20 protein-coding genes are annotated in these 24,769 nt (G+C 64.6%); 12 read left to right on the forward strand and 8 right to left on the reverse strand.

From position 1 onward, the window contains the following. Positions 1–68: 68 nt before the first annotated feature. The gene (locus IVB46_RS00260; protein WP_247314746.1) at positions 69–2,108 is read right to left on the reverse strand and encodes a HAMP domain-containing methyl-accepting chemotaxis protein; all 2,040 of its coding nucleotides are present in this window, start codon (positions 2,106–2,108) and stop codon (positions 69–71) included. 341 nt (positions 2,109–2,449) lie between these two features. On the opposite strand from IVB46_RS00260, the gene IVB46_RS00265 reads away from it, so the two are divergent. The 4 genes from IVB46_RS00265 to IVB46_RS00280 all read left to right on the forward strand — a co-directional run bounded on the left by IVB46_RS00265 (position 2,450) and on the right by IVB46_RS00280 (position 7,479). Beyond that, positions 2,450–2,935 (forward strand): (2Fe-2S)-binding protein, encoded by a 486-nt coding sequence (locus tag IVB46_RS00265; protein WP_247314747.1) that lies wholly within the window; start codon positions 2,450–2,452, stop codon positions 2,933–2,935. An 84-nt stretch (positions 2,936–3,019) separates the two neighbouring features. Then, positions 3,020–5,362 (forward strand): xanthine dehydrogenase family protein molybdopterin-binding subunit, encoded by a 2,343-nt coding sequence (locus IVB46_RS00270; protein WP_247341607.1) that lies wholly within the window; start codon positions 3,020–3,022, stop codon positions 5,360–5,362. 13 nt (positions 5,363–5,375) lie between these two features. Next, on the forward strand, positions 5,376–6,176 hold the full coding sequence (locus IVB46_RS00275) for a xanthine dehydrogenase family protein subunit M (protein WP_247314749.1): 801 nt from the start codon (positions 5,376–5,378) through the stop codon (positions 6,174–6,176). Positions 6,177–6,372: 196 nt separating this feature from the next. After that, positions 6,373–7,479: a CaiB/BaiF CoA-transferase family protein gene (locus IVB46_RS00280; protein ID WP_247314750.1), complete on the forward strand. Its 1,107-nt coding sequence runs from the start codon at positions 6,373–6,375 to the stop codon at positions 7,477–7,479. A gap of 130 nt (positions 7,480–7,609) precedes the next feature. Here the strand turns inward: IVB46_RS00280 and hppD are convergent, their stop codons facing one another. Continuing rightward, on the reverse strand, positions 7,610–8,728 hold the full coding sequence (gene hppD, locus IVB46_RS00285) for a 4-hydroxyphenylpyruvate dioxygenase (RefSeq protein ID WP_085403706.1): 1,119 nt from the start codon (positions 8,726–8,728) through the stop codon (positions 7,610–7,612). A gap of 119 nt (positions 8,729–8,847) precedes the next feature. On the opposite strand from hppD, the gene IVB46_RS00290 reads away from it, so the two are divergent. Together IVB46_RS00290 and IVB46_RS00295 are read left to right on the forward strand one after the other, a co-directional pair. Next, positions 8,848–9,327: an Lrp/AsnC family transcriptional regulator gene (locus IVB46_RS00290; RefSeq protein WP_038959069.1), complete on the forward strand. Its 480-nt coding sequence runs from the start codon at positions 8,848–8,850 to the stop codon at positions 9,325–9,327. A 73-nt stretch (positions 9,328–9,400) separates the two neighbouring features. Continuing rightward, entirely contained in the window at positions 9,401–9,712 is a 312-nt protein-coding gene (locus IVB46_RS00295) for a DUF1272 domain-containing protein (protein WP_063980502.1), read from the forward strand. Positions 9,713–9,813: 101 nt separating this feature from the next. On the opposite strand, the gene fahA is transcribed toward IVB46_RS00295, so the two are convergent. The 5 genes from fahA to IVB46_RS00320 all read right to left on the reverse strand — a co-directional run bounded on the left by fahA (position 9,814) and on the right by IVB46_RS00320 (position 15,481). Continuing rightward, on the reverse strand, positions 9,814–11,085 hold the full coding sequence (gene fahA, locus IVB46_RS00300) for a fumarylacetoacetase (protein WP_247314752.1): 1,272 nt from the start codon (positions 11,083–11,085) through the stop codon (positions 9,814–9,816). 217 nt (positions 11,086–11,302) lie between these two features. Next, the gene (gene hmgA, locus IVB46_RS00305) at positions 11,303–12,649 is read right to left on the reverse strand and encodes a homogentisate 1,2-dioxygenase (protein WP_247314754.1); all 1,347 of its coding nucleotides are present in this window, start codon (positions 12,647–12,649) and stop codon (positions 11,303–11,305) included. Positions 12,650–12,651: 2 nt separating this feature from the next. Then, positions 12,652–13,608, reverse strand: coding sequence for an MBL fold metallo-hydrolase (locus tag IVB46_RS00310; protein ID WP_247314756.1), 957 nt, complete (start codon positions 13,606–13,608; stop codon positions 12,652–12,654). A gap of 23 nt (positions 13,609–13,631) precedes the next feature. Next, positions 13,632–13,856 (reverse strand): DUF2783 domain-containing protein, encoded by a 225-nt coding sequence (locus IVB46_RS00315; protein ID WP_014490505.1) that lies wholly within the window; start codon positions 13,854–13,856, stop codon positions 13,632–13,634. 8 nt (positions 13,857–13,864) lie between these two features. Further along, positions 13,865–15,481: an FAD-dependent oxidoreductase gene (locus IVB46_RS00320; RefSeq protein WP_247314758.1), complete on the reverse strand. Its 1,617-nt coding sequence runs from the start codon at positions 15,479–15,481 to the stop codon at positions 13,865–13,867. 110 nt (positions 15,482–15,591) lie between these two features. Between IVB46_RS00320 and IVB46_RS00325 the strand changes: the two genes are divergently transcribed. Together IVB46_RS00325 and IVB46_RS00330 are read left to right on the forward strand one after the other, a co-directional pair. Continuing rightward, positions 15,592–16,134 (forward strand): MarR family transcriptional regulator, encoded by a 543-nt coding sequence (locus IVB46_RS00325; protein ID WP_247314760.1) that lies wholly within the window; start codon positions 15,592–15,594, stop codon positions 16,132–16,134. A gap of 44 nt (positions 16,135–16,178) precedes the next feature. Beyond that, positions 16,179–16,943 carry a methyltransferase domain-containing protein gene (locus IVB46_RS00330; protein ID WP_247314762.1) on the forward strand — a complete coding sequence of 255 codons (765 nt, stop codon included), beginning with the start codon at positions 16,179–16,181 and terminating at the stop codon, positions 16,941–16,943. A gap of 19 nt (positions 16,944–16,962) precedes the next feature. On the opposite strand, the gene IVB46_RS00335 is transcribed toward IVB46_RS00330, so the two are convergent. Then, entirely contained in the window at positions 16,963–17,769 is an 807-nt protein-coding gene (locus IVB46_RS00335; protein WP_247314764.1) for an N-acyl homoserine lactonase family protein, read from the reverse strand. Between the two features lie 367 nt (positions 17,770–18,136). Here IVB46_RS00335 and IVB46_RS00340 point away from each other — a divergent pair, with 367 nt between their 5' ends. From IVB46_RS00340 to IVB46_RS00355, 4 genes are all read left to right on the forward strand, one after another. Continuing rightward, the gene (locus tag IVB46_RS00340; protein ID WP_247314767.1) at positions 18,137–19,657 is read left to right on the forward strand and encodes a caspase family protein; all 1,521 of its coding nucleotides are present in this window, start codon (positions 18,137–18,139) and stop codon (positions 19,655–19,657) included. Between the two features lie 146 nt (positions 19,658–19,803). Continuing rightward, positions 19,804–20,475, forward strand: coding sequence for an OmpA family protein (locus tag IVB46_RS00345; protein ID WP_166346490.1), 672 nt, complete (start codon positions 19,804–19,806; stop codon positions 20,473–20,475). A 160-nt stretch (positions 20,476–20,635) separates the two neighbouring features. Next, complete coding sequence (locus tag IVB46_RS00350; protein ID WP_071908567.1) at positions 20,636–21,565, forward strand: efflux RND transporter periplasmic adaptor subunit; 930 nt, start codon at positions 20,636–20,638, stop codon at positions 21,563–21,565. Then, on the forward strand, positions 21,565–24,699 hold the full coding sequence (locus tag IVB46_RS00355) for an efflux RND transporter permease subunit (RefSeq protein WP_063980494.1): 3,135 nt from the start codon (positions 21,565–21,567) through the stop codon (positions 24,697–24,699). Before IVB46_RS00350 ends, IVB46_RS00355 begins: the two co-directional genes overlap by 1 nt. Positions 24,700–24,769: the final 70 nt, after the last annotated feature.

The raw sequence follows: 24,769 nt of genomic DNA on the forward strand, positions 1-24,769 counted from the left end.
TCGTCCCCGCGAACGCGGGGACGACAGCCGAGAATGGAGCGACCGCGAGGGCCTCAGGCGTAGCGCAGCTACGCCGCCCGGATATTCCCCATGAACCGGTCGAGCTCGGCGCGCAGGCGGGTGCTTTCGCTGGACAGGGTTTTGGCCGAATTCAGGACCTCCTCCGAGGCCGAGCCGGTTTCGGCGGCGCCACGGTTGACCTGGCCGATGTCGGTGGCGGCGGTCTGGGTGCCCTGCGCGACGGTCTGGACGCTGCGGGCAATCTCCTGCGTCGCGGCGCCCTGCTCTTCCACGGCGCTCGCGATCGAGGTCGAGATCGACGAAATCTTGCCGATGGTGGCGCCGATCTCCTTGATCGCGGCGACCGACTCGGCGGTCGCACCCTGCATTCCCGCGATGTGCGAGGAAATCTCGTCGGTGGCCTTCGCGGTCTGGCTGGCCAGGGACTTCACTTCGCTGGCGACCACGGCAAAGCCGCGGCCGGCCTCGCCCGCGCGCGCCGCCTCGATGGTGGCGTTGAGCGCCAGAAGGTTGGTCTGCTCGGCGATCGCGGTGATCAGTTTGACCACCTCGCCGATCTGCTGGGCGGCGTGCGACAGCTTGCCGATCCGGCCGTCGGTTTCCTTGGCCTGGACCACCGCAGCTTCCGCGATACGGCTGGAATCGCGGACCTGGCGGCCGATCTCCTCGACGGAGGCCGAAAGCTCTTCGGTGGCGGTTGCGACCGACTGCATGTTGCTCGAGGCCTGCTCGGACACGCCGGCAACCTGGCTCGACAGGGTCTGCGTGGTTTCGGCGGTTCGGGTCAGTGTGGAAGCCGCCGATTCGAGCTGCACGGCGGAAGCCGACACGTTCGACACGATGGCGCCGACCGCGCTTTCAAAGTCATCGGCGAAGCGAATCAGCTCGGAACGGCGTGCTGTGGCCAGTTCCTTGTTCTGGGCTTCGCTGGCGGCGGCGTCGCGCTCGGCCTTGGCCACGGCCTGAACCTTGAATTCCTCGACCGCGCCGGCCATCTCGCCGATCTCGTCCTTGCGGCCGAGGCCCGGCAGCACGACGTCGAAATTGCCCGACGCGAGCTCGCGCATCGCCTTGCACATCGCGATCATCGGACGCGAGATGCCGGTGCCGAGCAGGAAGGCGAGGATCGCGCCGAGCAGCGTGCCGCCGACGGCCAGCATCAGCACCAGTTGCTCGGTCCGTCCGATGGTCGCTTCCGACTCCGAATCCAGCCGCTGCTGTTCGGCGACGAGGTCCGCCTTCATCGCGGTGGCGCCTTGCAGGATCGCGCCGGCCGAACCGCTCATCTCGGTGACGAGCTCATCCACCATCTTGGCATTCGCGATCAGCCTCTCCAGCGCTTCGCGATAAGCCACGAGGATGGTCTTGGCGTCCTTCAGGCCGGCGACGATCTTGTCGTCCATGGAATAGACCGCGCCGAGAGAATTCTCGACGAATTTCAGCCGCGCCAGCGCGCTGGTCGCGATCGCCTGGTCGGAGGTCAGCACGAAATTGGTGGCTGCGGCGCTCGCGGTCTGGAACTGGGCGTTGACCTGCTTGGTGCCGAACTCGATCGACTGCGCCTCGGAATCGGAGGCGTTGTTGCCGATATCGTCAAGCTTGTATTTCAGGAGATTGGCTTGGCGCGTCAGCTGGTTCTGCACCAGCAGCGCACTGTCGCGCTTGGCCTGGAGGACCTTTGCGAAGGTTGCGGAGAAGTTGGAGAATTCCTTGGCGAGCTTGTTGAGGCCCTCCTGCCGCGCCGGCTTCTGGGCACTCTTGACGGCCTGATCGATGGCGTTCTTCAGGCCGGTCTCGGCGTCCAGCGCCGCCTTGGCATCGTCCTCCTTGCCGGTGACGACGAAATAACGGACGGCCGAGCGGTAGGCGAGCAGCTCGCGGTCGATGTTGCGGGCGAGATCGGCCTCGGTGACGCTGCTGCGGTAGGACCCGACCCCGGCCGAGACCCGCTCGAAGCCGAAATAGGAGAAAGCCATGCTGCCGGCGGAGATCACCAGCACCGCGGCGAAGCCGAGGATGATCTTGGCGCGGAACCGGAGGGTCGGAAATATTGTACGCTTCGACGGCGACGCGATACGCCCGGACATTCCAACCCCCATTTTCTATTCAGCCGTGATCCGGAGGCGCCCCGCCTCCAGACCCGGATGCGCAAAACTAGGGCAGAATGGATAAAGGGCGGTAAATTCGCCGCACCTGCGCAATTTCTGGCTTTGTCGGCCAAAAGCCGACCGGATGGGATGACGGCTGGCATCCCACATGGGCCGGCCATTTTGCGGCGGTCGACCCGCTTCGCCCGCCCAAGTCATTGCCCGCTCGTCGGGATCGATGACTTTTCCATGACCGGCGTGACCAAAATCCTAGTTGCAATGTCCGGGGGCGGCGGTCTCTAATTAGAAACAATCAAAATCAATCCGGGGAGGTATGTTCCGTGTCTACAGTCAAACTGACGGTGAACGGCAAGGCCGTTGCCGTCGACGTCGAGGACCGCACGCTGCTGGTCCAGCTCCTGCGGGATCACCTCAACCTCACCGGGACCCATGTCGGCTGCGACACCAGCCAGTGCGGCGCTTGCGTCGTGCACGTGGACGGCCGGGCAGTGAAATCCTGCACCATGCTGGCGGGCCAGGCCGACGGCGCCAGTGTCACCACCATCGAAGGCATCGCCAAGGGCGACGAGCTGCACCCGATGCAGGCCGCCTTCCGCGACAATCACGGCCTGCAATGCGGCTATTGCACGCCGGGCATGATCATGTCGGCGATCGACATCGTGCACCGCCATGGTGGTGAGCTCGACGAGCCCACGGTCCGCCACGAGCTCGAAGGCAATATCTGCCGCTGCACCGGCTACCACAACATCGTCAAAGCCGTGCTGGACGCAGCCGGGCGCATGAAGGTCTCGCAGGCGGCCGAGTAAACCGGCGCGCCTCGAATAAAGAACCACCGCTGCTGCTTTCGAGGGAAAGCGCAGTCAAGACAATTCCGGTCGGGAGGACCAGACATGGGTGTTGAAGGCATCGGCGCGCGAGTCGTGCGCAAGGAAGACAAGCGTTTCATTACCGGCAAGGGCCGTTACGTCGACGACATCAAATTGCAGGGCATGACCCATGCCCATTTCATCAGAAGCCCGCATGCGCACGCCAAGGTGAAGAAGATCGATTCGTCCGCCGCGCTGAAGATGCCCGGCGTGGTCGCAGTCCTCACCGGACAGGAGATCGTCGACGACAAGGTCGGCAATCTCATCTGCGGCTGGGCCATCACCTCCAAGGACGGCAGCCCGATGAAGATGGGCGCATGGCCCGCGATGGCGCCCGAGACGGTGCGCTTCGTCGGCCAGGCCGTCGCGGTCGTGATCGCCGACAGCAAGAACCTGGCGCGCGACGCCGCCGAAGCCGTGGTCGTGGAGTACGAGGAACTGCCGGCAGTCGCCGACGTCCACGCCGCGATCAAGGCCGGCGCGCCGCAGCTTCACCCCGAAGCTCCCGGCAACCAGGTCTATGACTGGGTGATCGGCGACGAGGGCGCAACGGATGCCGCCTTCGCCAAGGCCGCCAATGTGGTGAAGCTCGACGTCACCAACAACCGCCTCGCCCCGAACGCAATGGAGCCGCGCGCGGCGATCGCCGACTATGACGCGGCGGAAGAGCACTTCACGCTCTATACGACCTCGCAGAACCCGCACGTCGCCCGCCTCGTGCTCTCGGCGTTCTACAATATCGCCCCCGAGCACAAGCTGCGCGTGATCGCCCCCGACGTCGGCGGCGGCTTCGGCTCAAAAATCTTCATCTATCCCGAGGAGATGGTGGCGCTGTGGGCCTCGAAGAAGGTCGGCCGCCCGGTAAAATGGACCGGCGACCGCACCGAGGCCTTCCTCACCGATGCGCATGGCCGCGACCACGTCACCCATGCCGAAATGGCGTTCGACGCCAACAACAAGATCATCGGCTTGAAGGTGAAGACCTACGCCAATTTCGGCGCCTACATGTCACTGTTCTCCTCGTCGGTCCCGACCTATCTCTACGCCACGCTGCTGTCGGGCCAGTACAACATCCCGGCGATCCATGCCGAGGTGGTCGGGGTCTACACCAACACCACGCCGGTCGACGCCTATCGCGGCGCGGGCCGCCCCGAGGCGAGCTACCTGATCGAGCGGCTGATGGAGACGGCCGCGCGGCAGTTGAAGGTCGATCCGGCCCAGCTGCGCCGGAGCAACTTCATCACCCAGTTCCCGCACCAGACGCCCGTGATCATGGCCTATGACACCGGCGACTTTAACGCCTCGCTCGACGCCGCGATGAAGGCGATCGACTATGCCGGCTTCGCAGCCCGCAAGGCCAAGGCGAAGGCGGACGGCAAGCTGCGCGGCATCGGCGTGTCCTGCTACATCGAGGCCTGCGGCATCGCGCCCTCGAAGGCGGTCGGCAGCCTCGGCGCCGGCGTCGGCTTATGGGAATCCGCCGAAGTGCGGGTCAACCCGGTCGGCACCATCGAGATCCTGACGGGCTCGCACAGCCACGGCCAGGGTCACGAGACCACGTTCTGCCAGCTCGTCGCGGAGCGCCTGGGCGTTCCCATCAGCCAGGTCTCGATCGTCCATGGCGACACCGACAAGGTGCAGTTCGGCATGGGCACCTACGGCTCGCGCTCCGCGGCCGTCGGTCTCACCGCGATCCTGAAGGCCATGGAGAAGATGGAGTCCAAGGCCAAGAAGATCGCAGCGCATGCGCTCGAAGCGTCCGAGGGCGACATCGTCATCGAGAACGGCGAGTTCAAGGTGGCCGGTACCGACAAGGCGATCGCCTTCCCGATGGTCGCGCTCGCGGCCTACACCGCGCACAATCTGCCTGACGGGATGGAGCCGGGCCTGAAGGAAAGCGCCTTCTACGATCCGACCAACTTCACCTTCCCGGCCGGCGCCTATATCTGCGAGCTTGAGGTCGATCCCGGCACCGGCAAGACCTCTTTCGTCAACTTCGTCGCGGCCGACGATTTCGGCCGGCTGATCAACCCGATGATCGTCGAGGGACAGGTCCATGGCGGCCTTGCCCAGGGCATCGGGCAGGCGCTGCTCGAGCACGCCATCTACGATGCCAACGGTCAGCCCGTCACGGCCTCGTTCATGGACTACTCCATGCCGCGCGCCGACGACCTGCCCTCGTTCAACCTCTCCCACACCACGACGCTGTGCCCGGGCAATCCCCTGGGCATCAAGGGTTGCGGTGAGGCCGGCGCGATCGGCGCCTCTGCGGCCGTGATCAACGCGATCACGGATGCGATCGGCAAGAACAACCTGGAAATGCCCGCAACCCCGGACCGGGTGTGGCGCACGATCCACGCGGCCTGAGAGGAGCAACAAGATGTACCAGACCACTTATCATCGCCCCTCCTCGGTCGACGAGGCCGTCGCCCTGTTCGGCAAGAGCAGTGAGGCGAAATTCCTCGCCGGCGGCCAGACCTTGCTGCCGGTCATGAAGCAGCGGCTCGCCAGCCCGTCCGACGTGATCGACCTCGGCAAGATCAAGGAGCTGATCGGTGTCGAGGCTTCCGGCGACACGCTGACCATCAAGGCCGCGACGCCGCATTACGACGTCGCGACCAGCGATGCCGCGAAGAAGGCGATCCCCGCGCTCGCCTATCTGGCGTCGCTGATCGGCGATCCCGCCGTGCGCTATCGCGGCACGATCGGCGGCTCGCTCGCCAACAACGACCCCGCCGCAGATTATCCAGCAGCAGTGCTGGCACTCGGCGCGACGATCAAGACCAACAAGCGCTCGATTGCGGCGGACGACTACTTCAAGGGCCTGTTCACGACGGCACTTGAAGACGGCGAGATCATCACCGCCGTCTCGTTCCCGGTTCCGGCCAAAGCGGGCTACTCAAAATTCCCGCATCCGGCCTCGCGCTTTGCTCTGACCGGCGTGTTCGTCGCCAAGGCCAAGTCGGGCGACGTCCGCGTTGCTGCGACGGGCGCGTCACAGAGCGGCGTGATGCGAGTGCCCGCGATCGAAGCCGCGCTGAAGGCCAACTGGTCGCCGGCGGCGATCGACAGCGTGAGCATTTCGGCGAGCAATTTGCTGTCGGACATTCACGGCACGTCGGAGTACCGGGCCAATCTGATCAAGGTGATGGCGCAGCGCGCCGTGACTGCAGCGGGCTGATAGCGCCTGAACACAAATTTTCCGCGGCGCGCAGCAATGCGCGCCGCTTTTATTATGCGCCATGCATGAAAAGCGCTTGCCTCGCGGACATGAAGGCGAGAAAAGTTAATCAGCCAATTAACTCGCCCCCAAAGAGGAACGTCTAAGGCGATTGCCGGACCACCGGCATTCGCCGGCGACCCGAGGAAACAACAACGTGCTCGATAAACCAGCGCCCACCTCCTCCGACCGCACCTCCGGCCCGCTCTCGGGTTTCCGTGTCGTCGAATTCGCCGGCATCGGACCCGGCCCATTCGCCTGCATGATGCTCGCCGACATGGGCGCCGATGTCGTCACGCTCGATCGCGTCGGTGCGAAGAAGAGCATGAAGTCGGTCGCAGGCCGCGGCCGCAAGGTGATCGAGCTCGACCTCAAGGACAAGGCGGCGATCGCAGAGGTGCTCGACCTGCTTGCCAGCGCCGATGCGCTGGTCGAGGGCTTTCGTCCCGGCGTGATGGAGCGGCTTGGGCTCGGCCCCGACGTCGTGCTCGCGCGCAATCCAAAACTCGTCTACGGCCGCATGACCGGCTGGGGCCAGGAAGGCCCGCTGGCCAACGCCGCCGGCCATGACATCAATTACATCTCGATCACCGGCGCGCTGGCCGCGATCGGCACCAAGGAAGCCCCGGTGCCACCGCTCAATTTGGTCGGCGATTTCGGCGGCGGTGCACTCTATCTCGTCGTCGGCGTGCTCGCCGCCCTCCTCGAAGCGCAAAGGTCCGGCAAGGGCCAAGTCGTGGACGCCGCGATGTGCGACGGCGCGGCATCGCTGATGTCGTTCTTCTTCGACATGAAGACGATCGGCCGCTGGAGCGAGGGGCGCAACCAGAACTTCCTCGACGGCGGCGCACATTTCTACGGCGTCTATGAATGTGCCTGCGGGCACTTCGTCTCGATCGGCTCGATCGAACCGCAGTTCTACGCGCTGCTGCGCGAGCACGCGGGCCTGACCGATGCCGACTTCGACGCGCAGATGAACCCCAAGGCCTGGCCCGCGCTGAAGCAGAAATTGCAGGCCGTGTTCAAGAGCAAGACCCGCGAGGACTGGTGCAGGATCATGGAAGGCACCGACATCTGCTTCGCGCCGGTGCTGACCATGTCGGAAGCGACCGAGCATCCGCACATGGTCGCCCGCAACGTCTTCCTCGAGCGCCACGGCGTGAAGCAGCCGGCGCCGGCACCACGGTTCTCGCGCACGCCGTCGGCGGTGCGGGAGCCGGAGGGCGCGGAGATTGGTGCCGTGACGGCTGCGTGGAAGAGGTAGATCTAGCCCCGGCAAAGATCGCGTAGGGTGGGCAAAGGCGCTAAGCGCCGTGCCCACCATCTCTCCACAATCTTGATAGAAGTGGTGGGCACGCTTGCGACCCTACGGCAGTGTGCCCGAACGCAGCGACCTACGCCGCGTTATCCACCTTCAACACGCCGCGCCGGATCTGGTCCTCCTCGATCGATTCGAACAGGGCCTTGAAGTTGCCCTCGCCAAAGCCGTCGTCGCCTTTGCGCTGGATGAACTCGAAGAAGATCGGGCCGATCGCGTTCGCGGAGAAGATCTGCAGCAGCACCTTGGTCTGGCCGCCATCGACCACGCCCTCACCATCGATCAGAATGCCGTTGGTCTGGAGCCGCGCGACGTCCTCGCCGTGCTTCGGCAGGCGCGCGTCGATCTTCTCGAAATAGGTGTCGGGCGGTGACGGCATGAAGGGCAGGCCGGCTTCGCGCAGGCCTTCGATGGTGGCGTGGATATCGCGGCAGCCGCAGGCGATGTGCTGGATGCCCTCGCCGCGATAGATATTCAGATATTCCTCGATCTGGCCGGACTCGCCAGCGTCCTCGTTGATCGGAATCCGGATCTTGCCGTCGGGGCTGGTCAGCGCGCGCGAGAACAGGCCGGAGGCGCGACCCTCGATGTCGAAGAAGCGGATCTGGCGGAAGTTGAACAGCTTTTGGTAGAAGCCCGTCCACACATCCATGCGGCCGCGATGGACGTTGTGGGTGAGGTGATCGAGATAGAACAGGCCGGCGCCGACGGGCTTGGGATCGCGGGCGCCCAGCCACTCGAACTCGGCATCATAGGCCGAGCCCTTGGCGCCGTAGCGATCGACGAAATAGAGCAGGCTGCCGCCGATGCCCTTGATCGCGGGCACATCGAGCGTCTTCTGCGCCGACGACACGTCGGCAGGTTCGGCGCCTAGCGCGATCGCACGGTCATAGGCCGCCTTCGCATCGACCACGCGAAACGCCATCGACGGCGCGCAGGGGCCGTGCGCGGCGACGAAGTCGAAGCCGTGGGTGCCGGGCTCCTCGTTGACGAGATAGTTGATGTCGCCCTGGCGATAGACCGTGATCTTCTTGCTCTTGTGGCGGGCGACGGGCGCATAACCCATCAGCTTGAACAGCGCGTGCAGCTCTTCCGGATTGGGATGCGCATATTCGACGAACTCGAACCCGTCAGTGCCCATCGGATTGTCGGCGGTGATGGTGGCCGGCGGTGCATCGTGCGGAAACGGACCCATGGTGCTCTCCAATTGCTGCTGCCATGAACTATCCTTCATCGGGCGTGCAATGAGCGTGCAAACGGGTCGCATTTTGGCTATCATATGCACGGTCCGTGCATGAAATGGATAAATTACGCATGATCTCCGTAGACGCATTCGACCTCAAGATCCTGGGCGCGCTCCAGGATGACGGCCGCCTCACCAACCAGGAGCTCGCCGATCTCGCAGGGCTCTCGGCCTCGCAATGCTCGCGGCGGCGGATGCGGCTGGAGGAGGAAAAGGTGATCTCGGGCTATCACGCCGATCTCTCCAGCGAAGCGCTGGGCTTCGGTGTGATCGCCTTTATCCAGGTGGGGCTCGCGACCCACTCGCCGGACAATTCGAAACGCTTCCGCGCCTTGGTCAACCGGATCGACGAGATCCAGGAAGCCTATTCGCTGACCGGCGACGCCGATTACGTGCTCAAAGCCGTGCTGCGCGATCTCAAGGGTCTCTCCAACCTCGTCAACGACGTGCTGATGCCGCACCAGAGCGTGGCGCATGTGCGTTCCTCGATCGTGCTCGACAGGTTGAAGGAGAGCTCGCGCCTGCCGCTGAAGGATTTGAAGGCTGGCTGAAATCGAGGGAACTACGCCATTCGCGCTTCACGCGCGGTCTGCAATGATGAGCTCAATCTGCGGAGATTCAGCCATGGCCCTCCAGCTTCGACCGAACTGCGAATATTGCGACCGCGACCTGCCGCCTGATGCGACGGACGCGCGGATCTGCTCCTATGAATGCACGTTCTGTGCGGATTGCGTGGAGACGAAACTCTCCAACGTCTGCCCGAATTGCGGCGGCGGCTTTGCGCCGCGCCCGATCAGGCCGACGCAGGAATGGCGGCCGGGCGTGTGCGTCACCAAACACGTGCCGTCCGACAAGCGGGTGCATTTGAAGTACAGCGTGGAGGATGTTGCGGCGCATTGCGCGCGGGTGCGCGACGTGCCGCCGGAGAGGCGGTAGGTCTCGTAGGGTGGGCAAAGGCGCCTTAGCGCCGTGCCCACCATGATCGGCATGGTGGGCACGCTTCGCTTTTGCCCACGCTACGACACCGGAACGCGCGGCTACTCCGCCGCCAAAATCGTCCCCTCGACCTCCCCGAACCCGACCCGGTAGCCGTTGCCCTGGCACCAGCCGCGCATGACGAGGCTGTCGCCGTCTTCCAAAAACGAGCGCTTGGCGCCGCCGGGCAATTCCACCGGCTCGGTGCCGTTCCAGCTGACCTCCAGCAGGCTGCCGCGCTGGTTCTTCTCCGGGCCGGAGATCGTGCCGGACCCAAGGAGATCGCCAACATTCATCGCGCAACCGCTGGAAGCGTGGTGCACGAGCTGCTGCACCGAGGACCAGTACATGTATTTAAAATTGGTGCGGCTGATGCCGGCGGGCGCATTGGCGCCGACCGCGCGCAGGGAGACGTCGAGTTCGAGATCATAGTTCTGCGGCTTCGCCTGCTTGAGATAATCCAGCGGCACCGGCTCCTGCTCCGGTCCCTTCAGCCGGAACGGCTCCAGCGCCTCGCGCGTCACCACCCACGGGCTGATCGAAGTCGCGAACGCCTTTGCCAGGAACGGGCCGAGCGGCACATATTCCCATTGCTGGATGTCGCGCGCGCTCCAGTCGTTGAGCAGCACGAAACCGAAGATCATCTCCTCGGCCTGTTGCTCGGTCAGCATACCGCCCATCGGCGATGGCTGGCCGACCACGACGCCCATCTCCAGCTCGAAGTCGAGCCGCTTGCACGGCCCGAAGCTGGGCACCTCGACATTCGGCGGCTTCAACTGGCCGCGCGGCCGCTTCACCTTCGTGCCGGAGACCACGACGGTCGAGGCGCGACCATTATAGGCGATCGGCATGTGCAGCCAGTTCGGCTGCAGCGCGTTGTCCTTGCCGCGGAACATCACGCCGACATTGGTGGCGTGCTCCTTCGACGAATAGAAATCGGTGTAGCCGGAAACCGCGAACGGCAGATGCAATTTTGCATCGCGCATCGGCACCAAGGCCTGCTTGCGCAGCTCCTCATTGTCACGCAGCTCCGGATGATCATGACGCAGCAACTCGCTGATCCGCGCGCGTGTCTTCGTCCAGACCTTCGGTCCGAGCGCCATGAACGGATTGAGCGAGGGGCCGGCAAACACGCCGAGCGGGCCGACGTCGAGCCGCGAGTCCTGCTCCAGCTCCCAGAGATCGAGCACATAAGTGCCGATCGCGACACCAACGCGCGGCGTGGGATTCGCCGCGGTCGAGAACACGCCATAGGGCAGGTTCTGGATCGGGAAGTCGGAGGCAGGATCGACGTCGATGAAGGAGCGGAGGCTGGGGTCGTTGGGGTGGGGCATGTTTCCTGCCATACGAATTCTGGTGCTGAACTTCTGTCACCCTCCCCTGGAGGGGGAGGGTCGGCTCATATTGAGCGCAGCGAAATATGAGACGGGGTGGGGTGATCTCTCAACACGGGCAGTGTTCCTTGCGGAGAGACCATCACCCCACCCCGCTACGCATTCCGCTTCGCTGCATGCGTAGCGACCCTCCCCCTCCAGGGGAGGGTAAGCAAGACTACGGCTTGTTCGGATCGAAGCGCTTCTCCAGGCCCGTCCAGCAGTCCGCGTAATTGTCCTGCAGCGTCGACGACTCCGCGGCATGCGCTGTCACGCGCTGCGGGTAGCGGGTCTCGAACATGAAGGCCATGGTGCCGGTCAGCTTCACCGGTTTCAGCTCGCCGTTGCTGGCATGCTCGAACGCATCGCGGTCGGGGCCGTGCGGCAGCATGCAATTGTGCAGGCTGATTCCGCCCGGGACAAAACCCTGCGGCTTGGCGTCGTAGACGCCGTAGATCAGGCCCATGAACTCGCTCATGATGTTCATGTGATACCAGGGCGGGCGGAAGGTGTTGTCGGCCACCATCCAGCGCTCGGGGAAGATCACGAAGTCGATGTTCGCGGTGCCCGCGGTCTCCGACGGCGAGGTCAGCACCGTGAAGATCGAGGGATCGGGATGGTCGAAGCCGATGGCGCCGACCGGCGAGAACGTGCGCAAATCGTATTTGTACGGCGCGTAATTGCCGTGCCAGGCGACAACGTCGATTGGCGAATGCGGCAGCGTGGTCTTGAACAGCGCGCCGCCCCATTTCACGAACAGCTCGGTCGGCGTGTCCTTGTCCTCGTAGTAAGCAACCGGGGTGAGGAAGTCGCGCGCGTTGGCGAGGCAATTGGCGCCGATCGGCCCACGCTCCGGCAGCGTGAAGGCGCCGCCGTAGTTTTCGCACAGATAACCGCGCGCAGGACCGTTCGGAATCTCGACGCGGAATTTGACGCCGCGCGGGATCACCACGATCTCGCCGGGCTCGGCGTCGATACGGCCAAACTCGGTGACGACGCGCAGATTGCCCTGCTGGAGCACGAACATCAGCTCGCCGTCGGCATTGTAGAAGTGCTGGTCCACCATCGACCTGGTGATGAGGTAGACATGGGCGGCCATGCCGGCCTGCGTGTTGACGTCGCCGGCGGTCGTCATGGTCTGCACGCCCTGAAGGAAGGTCATGTCCTCCTTCGGGATCGGTGCCGGGTCCCAGCGCAGCTGCGCGATCGGCAGATCGTTTTCGTGGCAGGGCGCCGAGCGCCACAGGCCGGCATCGGCCTTCTCGAACCGGCCGGAATGCTTCACCGAGGGACGGATGCGATAGAGCCAGGAGCGCTCATTGGTGCCGCGCGGCGCGGTGAATGGCGAGCCGGAAAGCTGCTCGGCATAGAGCCCGTAGGCGCAGCGTTGCGGCGAGTTGCGCCCGATCGGCAGCGCGCCCGGCAGCGCCTCGGTCTCGAAGCTGTTGCCGAAGCCGGACATGTACCCCGGCGTGACCTGCGCCGAACTGCGGATGATCTGGTCGGGCGAGGTGTTGACGTTCATGACTATCCTCCTCCTTGCAGGGCGGCCCACATTTCCTGGTCGCGCTTGTCGGTCCAGATCACGGGGTCGTCGATCCCCGACGCCTCGTCATAGGCGCGCGACACGTTGAACGGCAGGCAGTGCTCGTAGATGGCGAAGCTGTGGAATTTCGGGTCCATCACTTCGCGCGTCGCCGCCATCGATTCCTTCAGCGTACGCCCCTTGGCGACCGAGATCTCGGCCGCGCCATAGAGCGAGGTGACGAAGTCGCGTGTCATCGCGATCGCTTCGCGCACCGTGGCCGTGCCCTTCAGCGCATCGCCGCGGCCCGGCGCGATCGCCTTGGGATTGAAATTCCGGATCTCGTTCAGCGTCAGCGGCCATTCGCGCAAATGCGCATCACCGCAATAGCAGGCCGAGTGATATTCGATGAGGTCGCCGGAGAACATCACTTCGGCATCCGGCACCCAAGCGACGATGTCGCCGGAGGTGTGGCCGGCCCCTAACTGCATCAGCCGCACTTCGCGCTTGCCGAGATAGATCGACATCTCGCCTTCGAAGGTCAGCGTCGGCCAGGTCAGGCCGGGAATGCTCGCGGCATCCTGGAACAGGCGCGGGAAGCGGCCATATTCGGAATCCCAATCCTGCTGGCCGCGTTCCTCGATGAGGCGATAGGTCTCCTGCGAGGCCACGATGCCCTGCGCCTTGTAGGCGGAGGCGCCGAGCACGCGCACGGCGTGATAGTGCGACAGCACGACATATTTGATCGGCTTGTCGGTGACGGTCTTGACGCGCTCGATCACCTTGTTGGCCATCGCCGGCGTCGACTGCGCGTCGAACACCAGGCAGCCGTCGTCACCGACGATGATCGCGGTGTTCGGATCGCCCTCCGCGGTGAAGGCATAGAGATCGGTGCCGATCTCGGAGAAGGTGATCTTCTTCTCGGAGAGATCGCCGGTGGATGCGAAGTTCTTCGCCATCAATTCGTCCTCAGGTCTTTGGGTTATTGTTGTTGCTGTTGTTGCTGCTGGCCGTCGGTCATGCGCCGCTTCGCGAGCACGATCGCTTCCCGCAACACGTCGATGTCGCCGATATGGTTGGCGAGGATCAGGACCAGTGCCGCGTCGAAATCGGCGCTCTGCTCGTCGGTGAAGCCGCGGTGCGCCTCGACGATGGCGCGAAACGCATCGTCGGGCCGCGCGAAGTTGGAGCTGGTTGAAAGCGGCATGCGAATCCTCAATTCAAGCCTTGCGCCCGCGACAACGCGGCCGCGATCGCCGCACGCGTCGGATGGCGGAAGCGGGCCGCAACGTAGCCGTCGGGCCTGAGCAGATAGGCTGTATCAGGCGCGGCGTCATAGCGCTTTGCGACAAGGCCCGAGGGATCGGCAAGCCCGCCCTCGCCACCGATGCGGATATCCTTGACACCATCGGGCGCATCGACCGCCGCGCCATTGCTGAACGACAGCAAGGTGAAGTCCGTTCCACCCCGGCGGAATGCATCGGTCAGATAGGCCTGCTCGCCAACGGGCGCGTCGAGCATGGAAGCGCCGGGCAACGGTCCGCCGCGCCACGCCTCCGCATCGGGCGATGACAGCGGCGATTCGTAGCTGCACGGCACCGAGAGCCGCCCGCCATTGACCATGCGCTTGCCGAACTCGGTCTCCTTGGCCAGCGACAGCACCGCCTTGCGCAGCCGCGCTTCCTGATGCGAGTTCGGCGCCATGAAATCCGTCGAGCGGGTGGATTCGCGGATGTTCTCGTCGGCCGCGAGACTCCGCTCGACATGGTAGCTCTCGAGCAGGCCCGCGGGCGAGGTGCCGCGCAGCACGCGGTCGAGCTTCCAGGACAGATTCTCGGCGTCCTCTAGCCCGGAATTGGCACCGCGCGCACCGAAGGGCGAGACCTGATGCGCGGAATCGCCCGCAAAAATCACCCGGCCGTGGAGGAAGCGATCCATCCTCCGGCACTGGAATTTGTAGAGCGATATCCACTCGAACTCGAACTTGTCGTGACCGAGCATGCGCGCGATCCGCGGCCGCACGTTCTCGGGCTTCTTCTCGACGACGGGATCGGCAAAGCGATTGAGCTGGAGATCGATGCGCCAGACGTCGTCGGGCTGCCGGTGCAGCAGCGCGGAGCGCCCGGCATGAAACGGCGGATCGAACCAGAACCAGCGCTCGGTCGGGAACTCCGCAGTCATCTTGACGTCGGCGATCAGGAACTGGTCCTCGAACACCTGTCCCGCGAACTCGGCGCCGACCATCTGGCGCAGCGAGGAGCGCGCGCCGTCGCAGGCGACGACATATTGCGCGTGCAGGCGATAGGCGCCCTCCGGCGTCTCGATCGTCAGCGCGACGGAATCGTTGCGCTGTTCAAGCGCCGTCACCTTGTTGCGCCAGCGCAGATCGATCTCAGGGAGATCGCTGATGCGATCGACCAGATAGGCCTCGGCGTAATATTGCTGGAGGTTGATGAAGGCCGGCCGCTTGTGACCGTCTTCCGGCAGCAGGTTGAACTGGTAAAGCTGCGACTCGCCATGAAAAATGCGGCCGACGCTCCAGACCACGCCCTTCTCGACCATGCGGTCGCCGACGCCGAGCCGGTCCCAATATTCGAGCGATCGCTTGGAGAAGCAGATCGCGCGCGAGCCTTCGCCGATCCGGTCGGCATCATCCAGAAGCACGACGCGCTGGCCGCGCTGGGCAAGGTCGATCGCGAGCGACAGCCCCACCGGCCCCGCGCCGACGACCACCACGGGATGCTCGGCCGCACTCTGGCCGGGACGATCCTGGTCGGGGTGGCGGCGATAGCCGAACTGGGTTTTGGCCTGCTGCGTATTGGCCTGCGCCATGCGCTAACCTCGGCTCTGGTCAAGAGAGGACTGATCTGCTAGATAGTCTCACGTGCAACTATTTTGGACCGGAGCCGGCCGGCCGTCAACTGGAATTCGGAGCGCTCTCTTTGGCGAGGACATCCAGCGACATCGCGCTGAAGGCACGTGAGGCCGACGAGGCTTCATTGCGGCCGAAGGCGCGGCTCGATTTGTTCAAGTTCGTGCCGTTCCGCCTCAACCGGCTTGCGGCGGAGGTGAGTTCCGCGCTTTCGGTCGAATATCAGGAGCGTCACGGCCTCGACATTCCGGCTTGGCGCGTGATTGCCACGCTCGGCTTCCGTAACGATGCTTGTAGCGCGCAGTACATCTCGCAATGCACCCGCACGCACAAATCCACCATCAGCCGCGCCGTGACCGCGCTGCTGCACCAGGGGCTGATCGAGCGGGTCGAGAACGAAGCCGACCGCCGCGAATTCCGCCTGCAACTGACGAAGAAGGGACGCGCGCTGTACGAAGAGCTGTTCCCGCAATTGCTGCGGCGGGAAGACGAGATCCTCGCCTGCCTCTCCGCGCAGGAGCGCAAGCAGCTCTCGGCCCTGCTCGGCAAGATCGAACAGAGCCTCGACCTGATCCAGACCAGCGAAGAGGCCGACGCGAAAGAGGCGTATTAGGGCGCGTACTCAAGAGGTGCAGACGTCGGCTTTTGGGAGGCCGATTGAGAAAGCTTGGCAGGTCCGTGACGGCACTGGCTTATATAACGGCGCTACTTGCGGCGTTTGCCGTAACTCGCGCATACGCCGCTGACATAGGTTATCTGGCTTTCCCCGGAGTCGCTGCAAACGAGTTTCCCTCACCACAGCGCCCTGTTGCACGGATCGTCAGCCCGCGCCGTGCCGCCGAAGAGCGCCGAGACGCCCTCAATGAGGCCGGTCAAATCGCACGTGCTCTTGAACTGAAACCAGGTATGACAGTGGGCGACATTGGAGCAGGCAGCGGCTACCACACGGTCAGGCTCTCGCACCTCGTCGGCCCCGCCGGCTCTGTCGTTGCCCAGGACGTCACGCGGGATTACCTCATCGAGCTCGCCAGGCGAACAGAACGTCTGAAGTTGACGAACGTGCAATTCGCCCTCGGCGAACCACACGACCCGCGTCTGCCCGCTTCCTCGCTGGATGCTGCAATCCTCGTGCACATGTATCACGAGATAGCCCAACCCTATGCCTTCCTCTACAATCTCGCGGCCGCTCTAAAGCAGGATGCGCGGGTCGGAATTGTCGATCTTGAGCTTCCGACGTCGAAGCACGGCACGCCAATTGAACTCTTGCGCTGCGAATTGACCGCCGTCGGCTATCGCGAGGTCGCCACATATAAGCTCGCAGGGGACGGAGGATATCTGGCGGTATTCTCTCCGCCGGAGGTAGCGGCTCGAAAATCTCCCCGCGATATCGTTGCTTGTGCGGATCCTGCCGGCACTCGCTGACGCCACGCCCCGGATTCCGTCACTTCGCAAACGACCGCGACGGCGGCAAATGCAGCGCCCAGGCATCGACCTTGTCGCTGGCACGCGGATAGATCTCCGTCACGATCGGATCGTGGCCGGGAATGAACCTGTCAGGATGACCCGCGAGGCGCTCGATCGTCTCCCAGCCCACCGCCATATCGCCGACATTGTAGACGATGGGGAACGGGCTCTTGCGCTGCAGATTGGCGTAGTAATGCGCGGCATCGGACGCCAGCACCACCGGCCCGCGCGCGGTCTCGACCTTGACCACCTGCAAGCCGTCGGAATGGCCGCCGACACGGTGCACGGTGACGCCGGGCGCGATCTCGCCATCGCCGGAATAGAAATTGACGCGCTCGCCATAGACATGGCGCACCATCTGCGTGACGTGCTCGACCGAGAACGGATGTCGCAGCAGTCCGTTGCACATGCAGCGTCCCGTCGCGTAAGCCATCTCGCGCTCCTGGAGATGGAAGCGCGCATTCGGAAAGCGATCGAGATTGCCGGCGTGGTCGTAATGCAGATGCGTCACGATAATGTCGCGAACGCTCGACGCCGCGACGCCAAAGCGCTCCAGCGCATCGACCGGATTGAGCGTCAGCTTGCGCGCCCGCGCGCTCGCCTCCTCGGCATTGAAGCCGGTATCCACCAGAATCTCGCGGCCGCCGCCGCGGATCAGCCAGACGAAATAGTCGAGATCCTGCGCCGCGCTGTCATGCGGGTCGGGCTGAAGGAAATTCATGTTGGGGGTGCGTGGCGACATCGTCGCATAACGCAGGGCGTAGATTTCGTAGGCGTTTCCCATGGCTTTCTTTTCTGAGTTGGACCTTCGGGGACGATCAAGCGCACCAAGCCATCGTCCGCCGCAAAGGTCAAACACCGGAGGGCTGCGACAGCGTCCAGCCTGCTATGTGAGACCCCTCACATCTTCTTTGTCGCGGCTGCTCCAGCATCCTGCTGCAGAGTCGAACCAGATGGCGCCGAGCACAACCGTGACAGTCCGCTTATTCCCCTCCCGGCGCGCCCACGCATCGCGGTCAATTGTCGCGATAATGCCGAATCTCCAAGCGGTTGACGCCCCCCTTCCGCGGTTTGATAATGCACATTGCGTAAGTTAAGGTCGCCGCGGCGCAAGCTGGTAACGGCGCCTTTTTGGCTGGACCGCGCTGATTATGAAAATTCGCTTCCTTTTTCTTCTGCCCTTGCTCGTTTCGCTCGTCCCGGTTGCGCCATCCCTGGCCGCCGGCGACCGTTATGCGTTGGTCATCGGCAACGCCAAATATCCGGACGCGGACGCCCCGCTGAAGGAACCGCTCAACGACGCGCGCGACGTCGCCGACGAGCTCAAGCGCGACGGCTTTTCCGTTGAAATCGGCGAGAACCTGACCGGCGACGGCATGCGCCGCGCCTTCGACAAGCTCTATGGCAAGATCAAGCCGGGCTCGGTAGCACTGATCTTCTTCAGCGGTTTCGGCATCCAGTCAGCGCGCCAGAGCTACATGCTGCCGATCGACGCGCAGATCTGGACCGAATCCGACGTCCGCCGCGACGGTTTCAGCCTGGAGACCGTGCTCGGCGAGCTCAATACCCGCGGCGCGGGCGTCAAGATCGCGCTGGTCGACGCCTCCAGGCGCAATCCCTTCGAGCGCCGGTTCCGTAGCTTCTCGGCCGGCCTGACGCCGGTCATCGCGCCGAATGGCACGCTGGTGATGTACTCGGCGGCACTGGCCTCGGTGGTCTCGGACGCGGGCGGCGATCACAGCCTGTTCGTCCAGGAGCTCCTGAAGGAGATCCGCGTCCCCGACCTGATGGCCGAGGAGACGCTGAACCGCACCAAGATGGGCGTCACCCGCGCCTCGCGCGGCGAGCAGGTGCCGTGGATCTCCTCGTCGCTCGCCGAGGATTTTTCGTTCATTCCGGGCGCCGGCGGATCGCGTCCGTCGATGACGGCACCACCGCCATCGCCGCCGGTCGTCGCCAACAACCCGCCGCCGGCTCCGCCCGCCCCGCCTCCGCCGCCGAAGCCCGCAGACACGGCAGCGGCATCTGCTCCAGCACCTGTTCCTGCTCCGGCACCGGCGCCCTCACCGAAACCGCAGGTCGAGGCCGCCTTGCCCCCGGCGCCACCGCCGGTGAAACCAGCCGAGACCACCCCCGCACCGAGCATGGATAGCGGGCCGAGCGCGGCCGCGCTGGCGGAGGATCCGACCATCAAGGGCCTGACGGCCAAGATCGCCGCCAATCCTGATGACGTGAATGCGCTGTACCGGCGCGGTCAGGTCTATGCCAGCAAGGGCGCCTACAATTTGGCGATCAAGGATTTCGACGAGACGCTTCGGATCAACGCGAAGGACGTCGAGGCGCTGAACAACCGCTGCTGGACCCGCACCGTGGTCGGCGACCTCCAGGGCGCGTTGAAGGATTGCAACGAGGCGCTGCGGCTGCGGCCGAATTTCGTCGATGCGCTGGACAGCCGGGGACTCGTCAATCTGAAGTCGGGAGCGGTCAAGAACGCCATCGCCGATTTCGACGCGGCCCTGAAGATCAACCCGCGCCTGACCTCCTCGCTCTTTGGCCGCGGGATTGCCAAGCAGCGCAACGGCTCGGCGCAGGAAGGCGCGCTCGACATCGCCAATGCCAAGGCGATGGACCCGAACATTGTTCAGGAGTTCGCAAGCTACGGAGTACGCTAGTATTTTTTTGAATTGAGGCGGCAGACGCCTCGAACCCTCGGCGGCCCAGGGAAGACTAACGGACGGATGCCGCAGGCGGCCTTTCCCGGGGGGGCCATTGCAGGAATTTTGGAACCGCGCGGTCAGCTGCGCAGGAGGGACTGGCAATGAGATTGGCTGCAAAGGGATTTACCGCGATCCTGTCCATCATCACGGTCGGCGCCGCTCTGTCGCTGACGACTCCGCTCGCATTCGCGGGCGACGACGGCAACAGCAAGAACGTCACCGAGGACGAGATCGTCCGCGCGCTGGCGCCGCCGCCGAAGAAGCCATTGACCCGCGGCCTCTCGATCGCCCCGCAGGCCGATCCCGCACCCAGTGCGGCGGAAACCAAGCTGATCCAGTCCGTGCGCGGCCGCTCGACGCGCTCACTTTCGTCGACCGAGCGTGAAGAAATCGCCTCAGTGGCCAAGGACAAGCCGAACATCGATCTTGAAATCACGTTCGACTACAACTCGGCCAATATCAGCGCCAAGTCGCTCGCCTCGGTACAGGCGCTCGGTCGCGCGCTGACCAGCCCCGACCTGAAGGGCTCGACCTTCGTGGTGGCCGGCCACACCGACGCCGCCGGCGGCGAGGGCTATAATCAGGACCTTTCGGAGCGCCGCGCGGACTCGATCAAGCGTTACCTCGTCGACAAGTACGGCATCTCCGCGACCGATCTCGTCACCGTCGGCTACGGCAAGAGCAAGCTGAAGGACCCGGCCCAGCCGATGGCGGAGGTCAATCGTCGCGTCCAGGTCGTCAACATGGAAAACAAGACCACCGCATCGAAGTGAGAGCACGACGTAATCCTTTGAAGTGCCAAGTCGTGATGTGGTGTAAAGTCTTGCTTCAAAAGCGCGTCCCGCAGCCTTGCGGGACGCCGCTTTATTTCAGGGAAACGCTCTCAGCAGGCCTCGTGCGGATGGCCGTGAGCCAGGCCAGGACAATCCGGCGATGAACGCCTCCGAATATCTCAAGCCTGCCGGAACCGTGGTTTTCGTCGTTGCGCTCGGCGTCGGCTATTATCTGTTCGAGCATCGGCATCGCCCCGAGGCGAAGGAAACGCCGAGCGAGGCGCTCGTCATCGTGACGAAGTCGACCAACGCCTGCTTCTCTGACCTCGTGCGGGTGACCGGCTTCTTCGTGCCACGCCGCGAGGCCGTGGTCGTCGCCGACCAGGAAGGCTCGAGGGTCACCGACCTCTTCGTCACCGAAGGCGCCATGGTCACCGACAATCAGGAGCTGGCGCGCCTGACGGCGCCGCCGCAGATCCCCGGCCAGCCGCAAAGACCCGGCCCGCAAGGCCCGATCTCGCTGAAGGCGCCCGCGCCAGGCCTCGTCACCGAAGTGCGCACCATCGTCGGCGCGCCCGCCTCGCCGCAGGCCGGCCCGATGTTCCGCATCGCCGTCAACAACGAGATCGAGCTCGACGCCCAGGTCCCGGCGGTGCACATGCCCAAGCTCAATCCCGGCGCGACCGTGCGCATCAGCCGCGATGACGCGCCCGATTTGATCGGCCGGGTCCGGCTGGTCGCGCCCGAAATCGACCGCACCACGCAGCTCGGCCGCGTCCGCATCAGCGTCACCAACAATCCATCGCTCAAGGTCGGTGTGTTTGCCCGCGCCTCGATCGACGCCAAGCGAAGCTGCGGCGTCTCGATCCCCAAGACCGCGATCGACCATCTCACCATTCAGGTCGTCAAAAACAATATTGTCGAGACGCGCAAGGTACGGGTCGGGCTGTCGTCCGACAGCGCGACGGAAATCCTGGAAGGCCTCGAGGTTGGCGAAATCGTCGTGGCCGACGCCGGGTCTTCGCTCCATGACGGCGACCAGATCAAGACCATGTTCGCCGATGAACTCGATCGCACGCGGGTACGCTGATGGCTCTCAATATCTCGGCTTGGTCGATCCGCAATCCGCTGCCGTCGGTCGTCTTCTCGATCATCCTCCTGGTCCTCGGCTGGGTGTCCTTCACCAAGCTCGCCGTGACGCGGCTGCCTTCGGCCGACATTCCCGTGATCTCGGTCGTGGTGTCGCAGTTCGGCGCCGCACCCGCAGAACTCGAATCCCAGGTCACCAAGACGGTTGAAGACGCCGTCTCCGGCGTCGAGGGTGTCAGGCACATCACCTCCTCGATCACCGACGGCGTGTCAGTGACCACCATCCAGTTCGCGCTGGAAACCAACACCGACCGCGCGCTCAACGACGTCAAGGACGCGGTGACGCGGGTACGATCGAACCTGCCGCAGAACGTCACCGAGCCGCTGATCCAGCGCGTCGACGTCATCGGCCTGCCGATCGTCACCTATGCCGCGATCTCGCCCGGCAAGACGCCGGAGCAGCTCTCCTATTTCGTCGACGACGTGGTCAAGCGCGCGCTGCAGGGCGTGCGCGGCGTCGCCCAGGTCGAGCGCATCGGCGGTGTCGAGCGCGAGATCCTGGTCTCGCTCGACCCGGACCGGATGCAGGCGATGGGCCTGACCGCGGTCAATGTCAGCCAGAGCCTGCGCGGCACCAATGTCGACGTCGCCGGCGGCCGCGCCGAGATCGGCAAGAACGACCAGGCGATCCGCACGCTTGCGGGCGCGAAGACACTGGGCGATCTCGCCGGCACCATGATCCCGCTGTTCGGCGGCGGCGAGGTCCGGCTCGACGATCTCGGCACCGTCACCGACACCATCGCGGACCGCCGCACCTTCGCCCGCTTCAACGGCGAGCCCGTGGTCGCGCTCGGCATCAAGCGATCCAAGGGCGCCAGCGACGTGAAGGTGGCCGAGGCCGTGCAGAAGCGCATCGACGCGCTGAAGGCCGCCTATCCCGACGTCGACCTGAAGGTGATCGACACCTCGGTCGAATATACCAACGGCAATTACCACGCGGCGATCTCGACCCTGTTCGAAGGCGCCATCCTTGCCGTCATCATCGTGCTCCTGTTCCTGCGGGACCTGCGCGCCACCATCATTGCCGCGATCTCGCTCCCGCTGTCGATCTTCCCGGCGTTCTGGGCGATGGACCTTCTCGGCTTCTCGCTGAACCTCGTCAGCTTCCTCGCCATCACGCTGTCGACAGGTATTCTCGTCGACGACGCCATCGTCGAGATCGAGAACATCGTCCGGCACATGAACATGGGCAAATCGCCCTACCGTGCCGCGCTCGAGGCCGCCGACGAAATCGGCCTCGCGGTGATCGCGATCTCGCTGACGATCATTGCGATCTTCGCGCCAGCGAGCTTCATGTCGGGCATCGCCGGACAGTTCTTCAAGCAGTTCGGCATCACCGTCTCGGTGCAAGTGTTCTTCTCGCTGCTCGCGGCGCGCTTCGTCACGCCGGTGCTGGCCGCCTACTTCCTCAAGCACCATGCGCACGAAGAGCCGCCGCCCGGCCGCGTGCTGCGGGCCTATCACAGGATCGTGGCCTGGTCGGTGAAGCACCATTTCATCACCGTGCTGATCGGCTTCGGGGTGTTCGCCGCCTCAATCTGGAGCATCACTCTGCTGCCGCAGGGCTTCCTGCCGGCGCAGGACAGCGCGCGCTCGCTGCTGGCGCTCGAGCTGCCGCCGGGCACCCAGCTTGCCTACACCGAGAAGGTCACCGAGGACATCGTCGCACGCCTGCGCAAGCGGCCGGAGGTGAAGAGCATCTTCGTCGATGGCGGGCGCGTCCCGCCGGGCACCCAGGAAGTCCGGCGCGCCTCTCTGATCATCAACTACACGCCCAAGGACAGCCGCGACATCACCCAGCGCGAGCTCGAATTCTCGATCAGCCAGGAGCTGGAGAACGTTCCCGACATCCGCTTCTGGTTCCTCGACGAGAACGGCCTGCGCGCCATCTCTCTGGTCGTGACCGGCGTCGACGCCAACATCGTCAACAACGTCGCCAGCGAGCTCGCGACGCAGATGAAGCGGATTCCGACGATCTCCAACGTGATCTCGGAAACCACGCTCGAGCGGCCCGAGCTGCGCATCGAGCCGCGCGCAGATCTCGCCGCGCGCCTCGGCGTCTCCACGGAAAGCCTGTCGCAGACCATCCGCGTCGCGACCATCGGCGATGTCGGGCCCGCGCTCGCCAAGTTCGACGTCGGCGACCGCCTGGTGCCGATCCGCGTCCAGCTCGAGGACGCCGCGCGCGGTAATCTGAGGACGCTCGAACAGCTGCGCGTGCCGCTCGGCGAGCGCGGCGAGAAGGGCGGCGTGCCGCTCTCGGTCATCGCCGACGTCAAGCTCGACCAGGGTCCGACCAGCATCAACCGCTACGATCGTGAGCGGCAGGCAACCGTCGCCGCCGACCTCGTCGGCTCCGCCGCGCTCGGCGACGCGACCAAGAAGATCTACGACCTGCCGGTGATGAAGAGCCGACCGAAGGGCGTGAAGGTCTCGCCCTCCGGCGACGCCGAAAGCCTGAACGAGCTGTCCGACGGCTTCGCCACTGCGATCACCGCGGGCCTGATGATGGTCTACGCCGTGCTGGTGCTGCTGTTCGGCACCTTCCTGCAGCCGATCACCATCCTGTTCTCGCTGCCGCTCTCGATCGGCGGCGCCATCGCCGCCCTGCTCATCACCGGCAAGCAGCTCACCACGCCGGTCTGGATCGGCATTCTGATGCTGATGGGTATCGTCACCAAGAACGCGATCATGCTGGTGGAATTCGCCATCGAGGCAATCCGGGCCGGCAAGCCGCGCGAGGAAGCGATGATCGACGCCGGCATGAAGCGCGCGCGCCCGATCGTGATGACCACGATCGCGATGGCCGCGGGCATGACGCCGAGCGCGCTCGCGGTCGGCGCCGGTGGCGAGTTCCGCTCGCCGATGGCGCTCGCGGTGATCGGCGGCCTGATCTTCTCGACCATCCTGTCGCTGGTGTTCGTGCCCGCGATGTTCATGGTGATGGACGATCTCGGCGCCCTGATCTGGCGATTCGCAAAGCGCCTGATCGTGCACAGCGAGGATGCCGACACCGCCGATCATCACGGCACGGCGCCGGATAAAAAGGGCATGGTACACCCCGCGGCGGAGTAGCCGTGATACGGACGTCGACAGCTCAAGCTGGTTCAGCGAGCGGCGTCAGCGAACCCGACGTCGCAGGAGA

Origin of the sequence: Bradyrhizobium sp. 61, assembly GCF_023073075.1 — a bacterium.
In the GTDB taxonomy this organism is placed as follows: Bacteria; Pseudomonadota; Alphaproteobacteria; order Rhizobiales; family Xanthobacteraceae; genus Bradyrhizobium; species Bradyrhizobium barranii.

Excerpts from the sequence above, each read along its gene's own strand:
- IVB46_RS00260 (WP_247314746.1), bottom strand. The coding sequence starts at position 2,108 with ATGTCCGGGCGTATCGCGTCGCCGTCGAAGCGTACAATATTTCCGACC.
- IVB46_RS00270 (WP_247341607.1), top strand. The coding sequence starts at position 3,020 with ATGGGTGTTGAAGGCATCGGCGCGCGAGTCGTGCGCAAGGAAGACAAG.
- IVB46_RS00275 (WP_247314749.1), top strand. The coding sequence starts at position 5,376 with ATGTACCAGACCACTTATCATCGCCCCTCCTCGGTCGACGAGGCCGTC.
- hppD (WP_085403706.1), bottom strand. The coding sequence starts at position 8,728 with ATGGGTCCGTTTCCGCACGATGCACCGCCGGCCACCATCACCGCCGAC.
- IVB46_RS00290 (WP_038959069.1), top strand. The coding sequence starts at position 8,848 with ATGATCTCCGTAGACGCATTCGACCTCAAGATCCTGGGCGCGCTCCAG.
- IVB46_RS00295 (WP_063980502.1), top strand. The coding sequence starts at position 9,401 with ATGGCCCTCCAGCTTCGACCGAACTGCGAATATTGCGACCGCGACCTG.
- fahA (WP_247314752.1), bottom strand. The coding sequence starts at position 11,085 with ATGCCCCACCCCAACGACCCCAGCCTCCGCTCCTTCATCGACGTCGAT.
- hmgA (WP_247314754.1), bottom strand. The coding sequence starts at position 12,649 with ATGAACGTCAACACCTCGCCCGACCAGATCATCCGCAGTTCGGCGCAG.
- IVB46_RS00310 (WP_247314756.1), bottom strand. The coding sequence starts at position 13,608 with ATGGCGAAGAACTTCGCATCCACCGGCGATCTCTCCGAGAAGAAGATC.
- IVB46_RS00315 (WP_014490505.1), bottom strand. The coding sequence starts at position 13,856 with ATGCCGCTTTCAACCAGCTCCAACTTCGCGCGGCCCGACGATGCGTTT.
- IVB46_RS00320 (WP_247314758.1), bottom strand. The coding sequence starts at position 15,481 with ATGGCGCAGGCCAATACGCAGCAGGCCAAAACCCAGTTCGGCTATCGC.
- IVB46_RS00335 (WP_247314764.1), bottom strand. The coding sequence starts at position 17,769 with ATGGGAAACGCCTACGAAATCTACGCCCTGCGTTATGCGACGATGTCG.
- IVB46_RS00340 (WP_247314767.1), top strand. The coding sequence starts at position 18,137 with ATGAAAATTCGCTTCCTTTTTCTTCTGCCCTTGCTCGTTTCGCTCGTC.
- IVB46_RS00345 (WP_166346490.1), top strand. The coding sequence starts at position 19,804 with ATGAGATTGGCTGCAAAGGGATTTACCGCGATCCTGTCCATCATCACG.
- IVB46_RS00350 (WP_071908567.1), top strand. The coding sequence starts at position 20,636 with ATGAACGCCTCCGAATATCTCAAGCCTGCCGGAACCGTGGTTTTCGTC.
- IVB46_RS00355 (WP_063980494.1), top strand. The coding sequence starts at position 21,565 with ATGGCTCTCAATATCTCGGCTTGGTCGATCCGCAATCCGCTGCCGTCG.